We start from the raw sequence: 13,969 nt of genomic DNA on the forward strand, positions 1-13,969 counted from the left end.
GAGGCACGACGAGCGCTGCGTCACTCCCCGCGCGAAACGCGGGTCATCTCCTCGCGAGACACCACCTTGATGCGGGTGCGCCCCACCTGCTCGCCGAGACCGAGCTCGTGCTCGTCGAGCCGGTGCCAGCCCTCGATCGTGGTGTACGGCACCTCGCGCGCGTGCAGCAGCTCGGGGATCGTCTCGGCCTCGGGCGCCTCGGGCTGCCACCAGCTCGCACGATCTTCGAGCAGGCACTCGAGGGTCTCCATCGCGTCGCTCTTGGTGTGACCGATGAGGCCGACCGGGCCGCGCTTGATCCAGCCCGTCGCATAGACGCCGGGGATCTGCCCGCCCTCAAGATCGTGCACGCGACCCTGCACGTTCGGGATCACACCCTTCGCATCATCGAAGGGGATCTCGTCGAGCGGCGAACCGAAGTAGCCAACGGCGCGGTACAGCGACTGCATGGGGATGATCTCGAACTCGCCGGTGCCGATCGCACCACCCTGACCGTCGGGTGCGGTGCGCTCGATCTTGAGCCCCGCCACGCGGCCGTCTTCGACGACCACCTCGACGGGCTTCGACCAGAAGTGCAGGTGCAGACGGCGCGACGAGGGGGCGATTTCGCCGGCCTCACGCTGCCGCTGCTCGGCCCTCCACTTGTCCATGATGCGGGTCATCACCACGACCTGCTTGTTCTTCGCAAGCGTCTCGTCGGCGTAGGCGTCGTCGCGGTCGAAGTCGCGCTCGTCCACCACCATGTCGACGTCGCGCACCTCGCCCAGCTCGCGCAGCTCCAGCGGCGTGAACTTCACGTACTTCGGGCCGCGGCGGCCGAAAAGGTGCAGCTCCTCGATGGGGTTCTGCTTGAGCCCGGCGTAGACGTTGTCGGGAATCTCAGTGGGCAGAAGATCATCGGCGTGCTTGATCAGCATGCGCGAGATATCGAGGGCCACGTTGCCGTTGCCGATCACACCCACCTGGCGGGCTTCGAGCGGCCAGGTGCGGGGCACATCGGGGTGCCCGTCGAACCAGCTCACGAAGTCTGCGGCGCCGTAGGAGCCTGCAGCGTCGATGCCGGGAATGTCGAGTGAGACATCGCGGATCGCGCCCGTGGCGAAGATCACGGCGTTGTAGTGCCGCTTGAGGTCTGCGAGCGTGATGTCGGTGCCGTAGCGCACATTGCCGAAGTAGCGGATCGCGCCGCTGTCGAGCACCTCGCGCAGCGCCGTGATGATGCCTTTGATGCGGGGATGGTCGGGAGAGACGCCGTAGCGCACGAGACCGTACGGGGCAGGCAGCTGCTCGAACAGGTCGATCTCGACCTCGAAATCGCGCTCCGCCTTCAGCAGCAGATCAGCCGCGTAGATGCCCGCCGGGCCTGCTCCGACAATCGCCAGTCGCATCTTGCTCATTCTCAGCCTTCCCTGTTCACGATCGAATCCGCCATGCGCTCGAGTGCGCGCCGCACCGACGATTTCGGCAGCACTTCAAGCATCGCCTTCGCGTCCTCAGCCCAGCGGTGCGCCGTGGCCTCGGTTTCACGGGTCACCTCGTGCGCGCGCAACTCTTCGACCTCGGGATCGAGCAGCCCAGGATCGGCGCCCTCACTGATCGCCTCGACGCCGGCTTCGATACGGCCCAGCAGCTCCGCATCGGCGGCATCGCCGGCGGCGGCTCGCTGCTGCAGCAGCAGCGTGGGCAGCGTGGCAACGCCCGCCCGCAGATCGGTGCCGGCGCGCTTGCCCGTCTGTTCTTTCTTCGGGGAGAGGTCGATCACGTCGTCGATCAGCTGGAAGGCCACGCCGATGCGCTCGCCGTACTCCATCACCGGGTCGGCGTACTCGGCCGGGGCACCACCGAACATGACGCCCATGCGGGCGGCCGTCGCGATCAGCGCGCCAGTCTTGTCTGCGAGCACCTGAATGTAGTGCGCGATCGGCTCTTCGCCCTCCTGCGGGCCCACGGTCTCGTGCAGCTGCCCCAGGCACAGACGCTCGAAGGTGCGGGCCTGCAGCAGGATCGCCTCCTCGCCCATGCCCGACACCAGCGTTGAGGCGCGCGCGAAGAGCAGGTCGCCGGCGAGGATCGCCACCGAGTTCGACCACACCGTCTGCGCCGCGGGCACGCCCCGGCGCAGCTTCGCATCGTCCATCACATCGTCGTGGTACAGCGAGGCGAGGTGCGTCATCTCGATCGCCTGCGCGGCGCGGCGCACCTGCTCATTCGGGCCGTCGCCAAGCTCACTCGTGAGCAGCGTCAGCATGGGGCGGATCCGCTTCCCCCCGGCCTCCATCAAATACCGGGCGGGTGCATCAGCCACCGGCGACGCGAAGCGCAGGTGCTCGGTCAGCTCGGCCTCAATGAGTTCGAGCTGCTGCTGCAACTGCTTCGCGTGGCGGCGATCCTGCCCGCCGCGGAACAGGCGCATGGGCAACGCCTGGGTCGCCGTGTCTTCGGCCATGGAACGGCTCACTGGCTGGCTCCGCCCTTTGAGGTGTCGGTAGAGTGATCGGTCGCGCCCTTCGACACGAAGCCGCGGTGCAGCGCAACGATGCCGAAGGTGAGATTGCGGTAGGCGACGCGCTCAAGCCCGGCGCCGCGCATCCACCGGCACAGCTCGGCTTGATCAGGCCACGCCTCGATCGAATCGTTGAGGTAGCGATAGGCTTCGGCGGCTTCGCGGTTGATGAGGCCGGCAACGCGCGGCAGCACGTGGCGGCCGTAGAGCTGGTAGGGGCGGCGGATCAGCGCCGACGGTGGCTCCGAGAACTCGGCGATGACCACACGGCCGCCCGGCTTCACTACGCGCCGCATCTCAGCGAGCGCCTTGCGCGGATCGCTCACATTGCGCAGACCGTAGGAGATGGTGGCCGCGTCGAAGGTGTCGTCTTCGAAGGGCAGCTGCGTGGCATCGGCCCACACGAAGTCGATGAGGTCATTGCCCGCGTGGCGCTTGCGCCCCTCCGCGAGCATGCCCTCCGAGAAGTCGGCGGCGGTGACGTGCGCGCCGTGCGCGGCGAGCGCCGCCGAGGAGGTGCCGGTGCCTGCGGCGAGGTCGAGGATGCGCATGCCCTTGCGGGGAGCAACCGCTCGCGTCGTGGCGATGCGCCAGAGTCTGTCGTTGCCGACGGTGAGCACATCGTTGATCAGATCGTAGCGAGGGGACACCTCGTCGAACATGGCTGAAACATCGGCCGCATGCTTGGTCTCGGTGTCGGGTCGGGTCACCCCCCTATGCTATCCGTTCATTCCTCGGAGCCTCCCAGGCCCACGAAGCGGCATCGCCCAGGCCGAGCCGGTAGATTGGTGAGGGTGACGAGCGAACCTGAGGTGCCCCGGCTGCGCGCAGTGACGCGAAGTCTTGAGCGGCTCCCCGACCTGCTCTCACTGCCAGACCCGCAGCGGCCCATGCTCTGGCATCGCGACGACCGCGGCAGCGTCGGCCTCGGCGAAACGCTGCGACTCAGCTTCCGCGGCCCCAACCGCTTCCGCGATGCCGCAGAGCAGTGGCGCCGCATCGCAGCAGTGGCCGAGATCGATGATCCGGTGCGCCTGCCGGGTACGGGCCTCGTCGCACTCGGCACCTTCGCCTTCGACGATCACAGCACCGCCGAAAGCGTGCTCATCGTGCCGCGCCTCATGATCGCCAGGCACCGCGACGCCGCGTGGATCACCGAGATCTCACTCACCTCAGAAGCCTCGACACCTGCCGCGACGCCCGAGGTGCCAGAGGTGCCAGAGGTGCCAGAGGTGCCAGCCGCGGCAGCCCCCGGCCCGTGGCCGGGCACCGTCTTCGCACCGCGCGTGCTCCCCTCGCGCGCCGACCGTGACGCCGGCCGCGACTCGATCGACGCCTACATCGCTGGTGTGCGCGAAGCCGTCGACCGCATCACGAACGGCGAGGTCGAGAAGATCGTGCTCGCCCGCCAAATCGAAGGGCGGGTGTCGGCAGGCGCCGACCTGCGGGTGCCGCTGCGGCGGCTCGCCGAACACTACCTCGACTGCTGGACCTTCGCGGTCGACGGCCTGGTGGGTGCCAGCCCGGAAACCCTGATCCGCTCAACCGGCGGTGCCGTGTCGGCGCGCGTGCTCGCAGGCACCCGCGCGCGCCACCACGACGATCCGCAGCGCGACGCCCGCGCCCGTGCGCAGCTGCTTACCAGCGCGAAGGAGCAACACGAGCACGCCTTCGCGGTGCAGAGCGTGGTCACGGCACTGTCACCGCATGTGCGCGAGCTGCGCACGAGCGAGGAAGCATTCCCGCTGCGCCTGCCGAACGTCTGGCATCTCGCGACCGACCTCGGTGCGACCCTCGACGAACGCAGCTCAGCCATCGAACTCGTGGGCGCCCTGCACCCCACCGCCGCGGTGGCGGGCACCCCCACTGCCGCGGCCGTCGAGGCGATCGCCGAGCTCGAACCCTTCGATAGAGGGCGCTATTCGGGGGCCGTCGGCTGGATCGACGCGGCCGGCGACGGCGAATGGGTGATCGCGCTGCGCTGCGCCCAGCTCTCAGAGCCCGCCATAGACGGGTCGCTGACGGTGGTGGCGAGCGCCGGCGGCGGCATCCTCGCCGGCTCCGATCCGCAGCACGAACTCACCGAGACCGTCGCGAAACTGAGCCCCATCACCGAAGCTTTCGCCGAGTAGTCGGCACCGCCCTGCGGCGCCGCGCCGCGTCAGCTGGGCCAGCGCATGTCGGCGGTGCGGGCAAGGCGGGCCCGCTCGGATGCGACATCGAAGTCGGCCTGCGGCCACCGCGGGTCGATCCGCTGCAGCTCGGAGATCACAATGCGCTGCACGGCAGCCCGCGCATACCACTTCGCGTTCGCCGGCACTACGTACCAGGGCGCCTGTTCGGTCGCGGTGCGCTCAATCGCAATGCCGAAGGCGTCCATGTACTCAGGCCAGAGCTCGCGCTCGTCGATGTCGCCCGCGTTGTACTTCCAGTGCTTCTCCGGGTCATCGAGGCGGGACTGCAGGCGCGCAGCTTGCTCCTCAGGCGAAATGTGCAGCATGATCTTCACGATCCGCACCCCGTCAGCGACAAGCCCCCGCTCGAAATCGACGATCGCCCCGTAGCGCCGTTCGATCTCTTCCGGCGGCGCGAAGCCGCGCACGCGCTGAATCAGCACATCCTCGTAGTGCGAACGGTCGAACACGCCGATCAGTCCAGGCCCCGGCACACGCGGCGCGATCCGCCACAAAAAATCGTGAGCGCGCTCCTCCTCAGTGGGTGCCTTGAACGCGGCGAGCGCAAGCCCGTACGGCTCGACCAGGCTGAACACGTGATTCACAATGCCACCCTTGCCCGCAGCGTCCATCGCTTGCAGCACCACGAGCAGCCGATCACGCGCACCGAGCCGGCTCTGCGCGAACAGCTTCTCCTGCAGCCCGCGCAACTCCTGCGCCGAACGGGCCAGCTCGGCGATACCGTCTTGTTTGCGTGCCTCAGTGCCCGGCGTCGCATCGGGATCCACCCTGCGCAAATCGAAATCGGGCCCCACCCGCAGCAGCCGCGTCACATCATCGGTCCAGAATTCGTCGGCCATGCCGTCCCCCTCCGTCGGTGTGCCCTCCACTGTATGCCCGCTTCGCGGATCCGCACCTGCACCGCGAGCGCTGCGTCACCGACCAACCGCTGCACAGCGCAGCACAGCCCGCCGGGCTACGGCGCGAGCGGGATCTCGACGAGGCTCGGCCCCGTCACCGGCTCCGTGAGCAACTTCTCGATCTCACCCCGGGTCTCCACACGCCGATACTCCCAGCCGTAAGCCCGAGCGAGCGACGCAAGATCGGCTTGCTGCGGCGTGCGCATCACCCTGCTGAACAGCTCGGGATCGGCGGATCCGGCAACTTCCAGCCCATCGAAGATCGTCCCGCCGCCGTCATTGCCCACGAACAGCTGCATGCGCGGGGCAGGCTCACCCTCGGGCAGCAACAGAGAACCGGCGTCGTGCAGCAGCGCAAGGTCGCCGATGATGACGCGCGTCGTGCCCGCAGCCTTCGCCGGGTCGGGGTCGCCCTGGCTCGCTGCGGCGACGCCGAGCGCCGTCGCGACCGTGCCGTCAATGCCGGCCAGGCCGCGATTCGCGTGCACGGCCACCCTGCGGGCCGGGGCGAGGCCATCGAGCACGCGCACCAGGCGCGAAGCGGCAAGCACCAGCCGGTCATGCGGCCAGGTCGCCCGCCACACGCTCTCCACCAGCAGCTCGCGCGAAATCGGCTCGCGCATCACGGCAACCTCGGTGCGAGCGTAGGCGTTGCGCTCCTTGTAGCCCGTGGCGAGCGCCGCTTCGAGGTCGGGTTCGTGCACGGTGCTGCGCTCGCGCAGTAGCTCCCTGTCGGCGGTCACCCAGGCACCGAGCCAGCGACGCAGCGCGCGCGGCTCGTGGTCTGCGGCGACGCGGGCGGATCGCACCACGCGGGCTGCGCGCGACGGGTCGTAATGCTCGGCGCGGGGGTGCGGATCGACGACGACCACCTCGACATCGTCACGGCGCAACAGGGCCGGTACGGCACGGGTAAGCGTGGGGTGACCGAACACGATCGCCTGCTCCACAAGCTCCCCGAGAGGCGGGCCATCGGCGCGCTGCGCCGTGAGCAGGGCAGCGTAGCCCGCAATCGCCTCGCGGCCGAAGCGGGCGCCGCTCACCACCTCGGCAAGCAGCGGCAGCCCCGCGGCGTGCGCGAAAGCCTCGGCTTCGAGGCCCGCGCCCTCCCCCGCGATCACCACGGCGAGGGCGTCACCCCGGTGCAGGTACGGATCGGGATCGGCGGCGGGATCCGCCACCTGCAACGCCGCGCGCTCCTCAGCAGCGGCCTCGAACCCGCGCGCGATCATGCCGTCGAAGCCCTGCGTTCCCGACAGCGGCTCGCGGAAGGCAATGTTGAGCTGCACCGGGCCAGCCGGCGCAGCACCCGGCGCCCCGAGCGCGGCCTGCAGCACGACCCGGGCGAGCGACCCAGGATCGCGATCAGCGCCCCGCACGAGATCGCCGTCATCACCGAAACTCGGAGCCGGCACATCGAGCGACAGCCTGGCAACAGGGCCGAAGAACCCCGCCTGCCGCGTGGTCTGATTGCTGCGCATCCCGCGCAGCTCAACTGGGCGATCCGCAGTCATCAGCAGCAGCGGCACCCGTGCCTCGTGAGCCTCAAGCACCGCCGGCGCCAGATTGGCAACCGCCGTGCCGCTCGTCACGATCACCGGGGCCGGCATCCCTGTTTCACGTGCAACGCCCAGCGCGAAAAACGCCGCCGAGCGCTCATCGAGGCGCACATGCAGCCTGATCGCGCCGACCTGTTCGGCAGCAGCCGCAGCGAGAGCGAGAGCCTGCGAGCGCGATCCCGGGCACACCACAACATCGCTCACACCGCGCCGGATCAGCTCACCGAGCAGCTCAACCGCGAACACCGAGGCCGCAGCGAGGCCGCCGTTCTGATCAGAGCTGTGCGACGCGTCGGTCACTTCTGGGCCGTGTCGTCGTCGGGCCCGGGCTGCTCCTCGCCCCGCGATTCACCCTCGGAGGCAGGCCGCTCATCTTCACCGGGAAACGTCTCGGCATCGAGATCGCGCAACCGCTGCTCAAGATCGCGCATATGCGAATCGAGATCAGCCGAAGACATCCGAGTGCCAGTGAATCGCGGATCGTCGTCTGGCGGCGTGGGCCGCTGCGCAGGGGGCGCCCCCTTGCCGATCATGAACCAGAGCACACCACCGATCACCGGCAGCAGCACCACCAAGACCACCCACACTGGCTTCGACACGCCCCGCGCACGCGATCCGTCAGTCATCGCCGCATCGACAAGCGCATACAGCGTGAACGCCACGGCAATGACGATTCCGATAATCACGAATCGCACCATACACCCATGCTACCGACCCCGACTGTGCCGAACGTGACCGCTGAGCATCTCGGTTGCGGCGGTGCAGCAGACGGCTACTCTGCTGCTGCGCGTGCAGATGGCGGATCGCGGGGCGCAGCCGGGGCCCACGAACACGGCCTGTCAGGGTTCCGGCCCTCGGAGTTCGGCGTCGGCTCAGCATGCCTCGCTACACTCGTGCCCGTGAAGAACCCCCGCTCCGCCTGGATCACCTACACCGCACTGCGTCTGCTCTTCTTCGCAGTGCCGTTCGCCCTCCTCTACGTACTGGGGCTCTCGCTGCAGTTCTCGATGATGGTGTCCGCGCTCATCGCGGCGGTGCTGGCGGCGCTCATCAGCGTGTCCCTGTCGGTGCTGCTGCTCTCGAAATCGCGCGAGACCGCGTCGGAGAGCATCTACGAGTGGCGCAACCGCGACCGCACAGCCGACGACATCATCGAAGACGACGCGATGGATGCGGCGGAGGCGGCTGAGGGCGCTGGCGCGGCGGCATCGGGTGAAGCTGCCTCGGCCGAGCCGAGGCGCGAGGCCGACGCGGACCCCGCACACTCCGACCGCCCCTGAGCGCGCGGCGGCCACCGGGTACGGCCGCGGCCGAGTCGGCCACCGGGCGCAGATCGTAGAGCGGCTCAGGCCGGCGGCAGTGTCGGTGGTGCGCAGTAGCGTGGACGTGTGACTGAGACGAGCACGCCGCAACAGCAGCCCCGGTGGAGCCTGCTGGGTCGCGGCAGCGACGGCGCGGTGAGCGTCGTCGACGTGCGCGCCGACGGCAGCCGAGGCGAGCCCGTGTGCCTCGCAGCCGAAGCACTGCCGCAGTTCGTCGCCGAGCGGGAGCGCGGCAGCACAGCCACGCGCTGGGTGTGGAGCGACGCGCCGAGCTGGTATCCGCAGCTGCTTGCCGCCGGCGTGCGCGTGGAGCGCTGCCACGATCTGCGGCTCTCCCACACGATTCTGCGGCAGAGCGAATTGGTCAGCGACCGCGCAGCGCTGCTCGCGGCTCACGAGTGGAACGCCGCACCAGGCATCGACGCCGATACTCCCTCCGACGAATCGACGCTCTTCGAGCTCGACGCGGGCGGCACTGGGCCGCCGACGGTGCCGCACGACCCGGAGTCAGCAAGTGCAGAGTTCGAACGGCAGCTCGCCGCGATCTCATCATCCTCTGACCCGAACCGTATTCGGCTGCTGCTCGCCGCAGAGTCGGCCGGCGCGCTCGTGGCCGTCGAGATGCGCAGCGCCGGCGTGCCCTGGGATGCCGCCGAGCACGACCGCTTGCTGAGCGAAGCACTCGGGCCGCGACCCGTCGCCGGCGCCAAGCCCGCGCGCATGGTGGCGCTCGCCGATGAGGTGAGGGCAGCACTCGGCGATCCGGCGGCGAGCCTCGACTCACCGCCCAAACTGCTGAGCGCGCTGCGACGGGCAGGCATCGACGTCGCCTCGACGTCACGCTGGGAGCTGATGGAGAGCGAGCACCCGGCGATCGAACCGCTGCTGCGATACAAAAAGCTCTCCCGGCTACTCACTGCCAACGGCTGGGCCTGGATCGATGAGTGGGTGCGCGACGGCAGATACCGGCCGGTCTACGTGCCCGGCGGTGTGGTCACCGGCCGCTGGGCGTCGAGCGGCGGGGGTGCCCTGCAATTGCCCCGCGCCCTGCGCCCCTCGCTGCGCGCCGATCCCGGATGGATGCTGGTAACTGCCGATGTCGCGCAACTCGAACCGCGCGTGCTGGCAGCCATGTCGGGCGACCGGGCGATGGCGGCGGCGGGATCGGGCAAGGATCTCTACTCCGGCATCGTCGAGAGCGGTATTGTCGCGAGCCGGCAAGAGGCCAAGATCGCCGTGCTCGGTGCCATGTACGGCGCGACCACTGGCGACAGCGGCAGGCTGGTGCCACGGCTGCGACGCAGCTTCCCCGCTGCGATGCGACTCGTGGATCGCGCCGCCGAGACCGGCGAGCAGGGCGGCGTCGTATCGACCTGGCTCGGCCGATCTTCGCCGCCGCCAGGCCCCCACTGGGCAGAGCTGCAGGCGCTCGCGAGCCTGCCATCGGCCACGCCGCGCGACGAGGCGCGGGCCCGCCGCACTGCGCGCGACTTCGGGCGGTTCACCCGCAACTTCGTGGTGCAGGGCACGGCTGCAGAGTGGGCGCTCGCCTGGCTCGCTGAACTGCGGCTGCGGCTCGCGGCCATGCCCGCCGTCGACGATGTGCCGCCCGCGCCCGCGTCGGGCCCCGTCTTCGAACACCGCCCGCACCTCGTGTTCTTTCTGCACGACGAAGTGATCGTGCACACTCCGGCTGCGCAGGCCGACGCCGTCGCTGAGGCAGTGCAGGCCTCGGCCGAGGCCGCGGGGCGGCTACTCTTCGGTGCAGCTCCCGTCGACTTTCCGCTCGACGTGCGAGTGGCCGAGCGGGCCACAAAGGAGTGACCCGCTGCGGCAACGCTAGAACGCGAAGGCGATGCCCACAAGCACACCATAGGCGAGCGCAGCGAGGCTGGTGAGCTGCAGCACGAGGATCAGCTCGCGTGGCGTCTTCGCCGTGATCACGATGAGCACGCAGGGGGCCACGATCAGCAGCACGAACCACACCAGCACCATGCCTGGGTTCACGAAGCCGTAGAGCGCGGGCACCGCGAACGGCAGCAGCACGCACGCGATGTAGAGGGCTCGCGAGGCGCGATCCCCCATGCGCACGGCCAGGGTCTTCTTGCCCGCAAGCCTGTCTGTGGGAATATCGCGCAGATTGTTCACCACCAGCACGGCCACCGCGAACAGGCCAACGGCGGCACCCGTGATCCACGCCTCCTGCGTCTGCACATCGGTCTGAAGGTAGACCGTGCCGACGGTCGCCACGATGCCGAAGAAGATGAACACCATCACCTCGCCCAGCCCGGCGTAGCCGTAGGGTCGCTTGCCGCCCGTGTAGAACCAGGCCGCGAGGATCGCGACCACGCCCAGCGCCAAGAACCACCAGCGGCCGCTCAGCACCACGGCAACGAGGCCCGCAACGGCGGCGAGCGCGAAGAACACGAGCGCCGCCGCGAGCACGCGCTTCGGGTTGACGAGGCCCGAGCCCGTGAGCCGGGCTGGGCCGACCCGGTACGCGTCGGTGCCGCGGATGCCGTCGGAATAGTCGTTGGCGTAGTTCACGCCGATCTGCAGAAACACGGCGACGGCGAGCGCGAGCAGCGCGAGCGGCAGCGAGAAACCCTGCACCATGTGCGCCACGCCCGATCCCGCAGCCACCGGGGCGACCGCGAGAGGCAAGGTGCGCAGCCGCGCGCCGCCCACCCAGTTGCGCCAGGTGATGCGCGGTGCCTCCCCCGAGCTCACCTGCCGTTCAGCGGCGGCCCGCACCGCCGGATTGCCCGACTTGCGCCGATCCTTCGCGTTCACTCCTGCTCCTCCCCTGCTGCGGCCCGCGTCTCGCGGAAACTCGCGCGCAGCTGCTCCAGCCACTGCTCGATCGCCCGCAGATCGGGTTTCCCTCCCGCGAGGCGCGGCAGCTCATCAGTCTCAGTCGCCCACACCGGGGTGGCCGCGACACCGAGGCGATCCCGGATCGCGGCCCGCACCTCGTCGAACGTGGCCCGCGGCGGCGCGGCCTCAGTGCCCTCGACGTCGGCCTCTGCCTTGCCAGTCTCGACCACCAGGCTCACCCGCTCACCCCACTCGGGGTGCGGGGTAGACACCGCAACCGCGCTCGCCCAGCCCGAGAACTCGCGAAGCACCCGCTCCACCTCATCGAGCGACACATTGACGCCGCCCGAGATAGCCACCCTGTCGAGCCGCCCCGTCACGGTGAGCATGCCGCCCAGCAGCTCGCCGGCATCGCCGGTGCGGTACCAACGGCGCACTGAACCGTCGCGATCCCGATCCTCCACGAAACGCTCGGCGGTGAGCGCCGCGTCGCCGACGTAGCCCAGCGCCAACGACGGGCCGGCGAGCTGCACTTCACCCTCACGGATCCGCACCCGCGCATCGCCGATCTCGACCCCGTCGTACACACAACCGCCCGCCGTCTCGGTCATGCCGTAGCTGCGCTTCAGCGCAACGCCGAGCTCATGCGCGCGCCGACGCATCTCCAACGACACCGCCTGCCCACCCACGAGCACCGCATCGAAGCGGCGCAGGGCATCCGCTGCGGCGGGATCACGCTCAGCGAGAACGAGCAGCCGTGAGAACTGCAGCGGCACCAGCGAAACGTAGCGTCGCTTCCCATCGAGGCCTTCAGCGCTGTCGAGCAGCGCTGCCGGGTCGAAGCCGCCGATCGCATCAAAGAAGCGCGGTGGAATCCCCGAAACCTCGCTGCGCACCAGCATCTGCAACCCCGAGATCAGATGCGCAGGCAGTGCGACCAGCCACTGCCCGTCGCCACCGAGACGCTCATGCGTGGCCTCGGCGCCGGCGCGCAGAGCACCCGCCGACAGCGCAACCGCTTTCGGCACCCCGCTCGACCCCGAGGTGCGCACCACAACCGCGGTGCCCTCGGGCAGTTCGGCGTGCTGTAGCGCCGCGATAGCCTCGGCGTCAACGCCTTCGTCGGCGACCGGGAGGATCGGCGCACCGCCGCTCAGCGCATCGCCGAGCGCGGCCATAAGCCAGGCGCGATCCCCTGTCGGGATGGTGCGGAGTCCGTTGGGCGCAGTCACCGTTCCAGGCTACTCGGTGGCGGCGGGCAACGCAGGGCGAGGCTCCGGGCTGCCCCCGCGCGGAATGAGCAGGGTGAGCACCGTGGCCACCGCAGCCGCGGCGAGCGCGATCCAGAAACAGGTTGCGAAAGCCTCAGGGGTGGGCACGGAACGCCCCTCATGCTCGACACTCATCGCAGCGAGCACGCCGCCCATCACGGCCGATGCGCTCGACGTTCCGATGGAGCGGAACAGCGCGTTCAGACCGTTCGAAACCCCGGTCTCGTGAGCGGGCACCGCGCCCATGATGATCATCGGCATCGCCGCGAACGAGAACGCGATCCCCACGCCGATCATGGCGTTCGCCACCACCACGTGCCACACCTCGCTCGCCCACAGCAGGATAAAGATGTGGGCGACGACGATCGAAGAGGTGCCGATCGTGAACAGCGGTCGCGCACCGAACACCCGCTCAAGCTTGCCGGACAGCGGCGATAGCACCATCATGATGAGGCCCGACGGCATGATGCAGATGGCCGCCTCGATCATGGTGAGGCCGAAACCCGCACCGGTTTCTCGCGGCATTTCGAGCAACTGCGGGAACGTCACGCTCGATCCGAACAGCGAAAACCCCATACCGATTGCGGCGAGGTTCGTCAGCAGCACCGTCGGCCGGGCCGCCACCCGGAGATCGACGAGCGGATCTCGCGCCCGCAACTGGTAGGCACCCCAGATCAGCAACACCACCACACCCGCTCCGACCGAGCCGAGCGCAAGCGGTGAGCCCCAGCCCCAGACAGAGCCGCGCGACACAAATAGCAGCAGGCCTGTCAAGCCCACAGCCAAGCCGAACGCCCCAATCACGTCGAGACGCCCGCCGGTGATAAGGGTGTCTTCCGGCACAGCGAACCGCACCGCCACGATCCCCAACGCCCCCAGAGCGGCCGACATCCAGAACAGCGTGTGCCAGTCGGCGGTCTCGGCGATCAGTGCTGCGAGCGGCATGCCGACGGCGCCGCCCACGCCCATCGTCGCGCTCATGAGGGCCACCGCGGTGCCGAGGCGGGCGGGCGGCAGCACGTCGCGCATGATCGCGATCCCGAGCGGGATCACCCCCGTCGTGAGGCCCTGCAGGCCGCGCCCCACGATCACCCCGATGATCGACGACGACAGCGCCGCGACGAACGACCCAACGATCAGCGCCACGAGCAGCACAAAGATCACACGACGTTTGCCGTACATGTCACCGAGCCGGCCCGAGATGGGGGTCGCGACAGCGGCCACGAGCAGGGTGATCGTCACCACCCAGGAGGTGTCTTCGCGGGAGGCCTGCAGCAGCTCGGGCAGCTCGGCCTGCAGCGGCACCACCAGCGTGAACATGAAGGCCGAGATCAGGCCGACGAAGGCGAGAGCAGCGACCGTCGCCCAGCCCGGTGGTCGCTGGCTGGGTTTCGTCATCCCTG

General features: G+C 69.3%; 12 protein-coding genes. 3 read left to right on the forward strand and 9 right to left on the reverse strand.

The genetic code is table 11. The features are described from left to right. Positions 1-20 precede the first annotated feature (20 nt). Genes WFI54_RS11575 through WFI54_RS11585 form a run of 3 tightly spaced genes read right to left on the reverse strand, consistent with a single transcriptional unit; the run spans position 21 to position 3,213 of the window. Complete coding sequence (locus WFI54_RS11575; protein WP_336652948.1) at positions 21-1,397, reverse strand: FAD-dependent oxidoreductase; 1,377 nt, start codon at positions 1,395-1,397, stop codon at positions 21-23. Positions 1,398-1,399: 2 nt separating this feature from the next. After that, positions 1,400-2,446: a polyprenyl synthetase family protein gene (locus WFI54_RS11580; protein WP_336652949.1), complete on the reverse strand. Its 1,047-nt coding sequence runs from the start codon at positions 2,444-2,446 to the stop codon at positions 1,400-1,402. 8 nt (positions 2,447-2,454) lie between these two features. Continuing rightward, positions 2,455-3,213 (reverse strand): class I SAM-dependent methyltransferase, encoded by a 759-nt coding sequence (locus WFI54_RS11585; protein WP_336652950.1) that lies wholly within the window; start codon positions 3,211-3,213, stop codon positions 2,455-2,457. Positions 3,214-3,297: 84 nt separating this feature from the next. Here WFI54_RS11585 and WFI54_RS11590 point away from each other — a divergent pair, with 84 nt between their 5' ends. After that, entirely contained in the window at positions 3,298-4,635 is a 1,338-nt protein-coding gene (locus WFI54_RS11590; RefSeq protein ID WP_336652951.1) for an isochorismate synthase, read from the forward strand. A 29-nt stretch (positions 4,636-4,664) separates the two neighbouring features. Here the strand turns inward: WFI54_RS11590 and WFI54_RS11595 are convergent, their stop codons facing one another. The 3 genes from WFI54_RS11595 to WFI54_RS11605 all read right to left on the reverse strand — a co-directional run bounded on the left by WFI54_RS11595 (position 4,665) and on the right by WFI54_RS11605 (position 7,854). Then, positions 4,665-5,537: a PPK2 family polyphosphate kinase gene (locus tag WFI54_RS11595; RefSeq protein ID WP_336652952.1), complete on the reverse strand. Its 873-nt coding sequence runs from the start codon at positions 5,535-5,537 to the stop codon at positions 4,665-4,667. Positions 5,538-5,653: 116 nt separating this feature from the next. After that, positions 5,654-7,456 (reverse strand): 2-succinyl-5-enolpyruvyl-6-hydroxy-3-cyclohexene-1-carboxylic-acid synthase, encoded by a 1,803-nt coding sequence (menD, locus tag WFI54_RS11600; protein ID WP_336652953.1) that lies wholly within the window; start codon positions 7,454-7,456, stop codon positions 5,654-5,656. Next, positions 7,453-7,854 (reverse strand): PLDc N-terminal domain-containing protein, encoded by a 402-nt coding sequence (locus tag WFI54_RS11605; protein ID WP_336652954.1) that lies wholly within the window; start codon positions 7,852-7,854, stop codon positions 7,453-7,455. Before WFI54_RS11605 ends, menD begins: the two co-directional genes overlap by 4 nt. 6 nt (positions 7,855-7,860) lie before the next feature. Between WFI54_RS11605 and WFI54_RS11610 the strand changes: the two genes are divergently transcribed. Beyond that, positions 7,861-8,436 (forward strand): DUF4229 domain-containing protein, encoded by a 576-nt coding sequence (locus tag WFI54_RS11610; protein ID WP_336652955.1) that lies wholly within the window; start codon positions 7,861-7,863, stop codon positions 8,434-8,436. Positions 8,437-8,544: 108 nt separating this feature from the next. After that, entirely contained in the window at positions 8,545-10,302 is a 1,758-nt protein-coding gene (locus WFI54_RS11615; protein ID WP_336652956.1) for a bifunctional 3'-5' exonuclease/DNA polymerase, read from the forward strand. A gap of 15 nt (positions 10,303-10,317) precedes the next feature. On the opposite strand, the gene WFI54_RS11620 is transcribed toward WFI54_RS11615, so the two are convergent. From WFI54_RS11620 to WFI54_RS11630, 3 genes are read right to left on the reverse strand one after another with little or no spacing between them, the layout of a single operon-like run. Beyond that, entirely contained in the window at positions 10,318-11,271 is a 954-nt protein-coding gene (locus tag WFI54_RS11620) for a 1,4-dihydroxy-2-naphthoate polyprenyltransferase (protein ID WP_336652957.1), read from the reverse strand. Continuing rightward, positions 11,268-12,527 carry an AMP-binding protein gene (locus WFI54_RS11625; protein ID WP_336652958.1) on the reverse strand — a complete coding sequence of 420 codons (1,260 nt, stop codon included), beginning with the start codon at positions 12,525-12,527 and terminating at the stop codon, positions 11,268-11,270. Before WFI54_RS11625 ends, WFI54_RS11620 begins: the two co-directional genes overlap by 4 nt. 9 nt (positions 12,528-12,536) lie before the next feature. Continuing rightward, on the reverse strand, positions 12,537-13,964 hold the full coding sequence (locus tag WFI54_RS11630; RefSeq protein WP_336652959.1) for an MFS transporter: 1,428 nt from the start codon (positions 13,962-13,964) through the stop codon (positions 12,537-12,539). Positions 13,965-13,969: the final 5 nt, after the last annotated feature.

It is taken from the genome of Leucobacter sp. MMO-125 (assembly GCF_037148395.1).
In the GTDB taxonomy this organism is placed as follows: domain Bacteria; phylum Actinomycetota; class Actinomycetes; order Actinomycetales; family Microbacteriaceae; genus Leucobacter.

What these genes read in the sequence shown, in the direction of transcription:
- WFI54_RS11575 (WP_336652948.1), bottom strand. Translation starts at nt 1,397, where the DNA reads ATGAGCAAGATGCGACTGGCGATTGTCGGAGCAGGCCCGGCGGGCATC.
- WFI54_RS11580 (WP_336652949.1), bottom strand. Translation starts at nt 2,446, where the DNA reads ATGGCCGAAGACACGGCGACCCAGGCGTTGCCCATGCGCCTGTTCCGC.
- WFI54_RS11595 (WP_336652952.1), bottom strand. Translation starts at nt 5,537, where the DNA reads ATGGCCGACGAATTCTGGACCGATGATGTGACGCGGCTGCTGCGGGTG.
- WFI54_RS11605 (WP_336652954.1), bottom strand. Translation starts at nt 7,854, where the DNA reads ATGGTGCGATTCGTGATTATCGGAATCGTCATTGCCGTGGCGTTCACG.
- WFI54_RS11610 (WP_336652955.1), top strand. Translation starts at nt 7,861, where the DNA reads ATGCTACCGACCCCGACTGTGCCGAACGTGACCGCTGAGCATCTCGGT.
- WFI54_RS11630 (WP_336652959.1), bottom strand. Translation starts at nt 13,964, where the DNA reads ATGACGAAACCCAGCCAGCGACCACCGGGCTGGGCGACGGTCGCTGCT.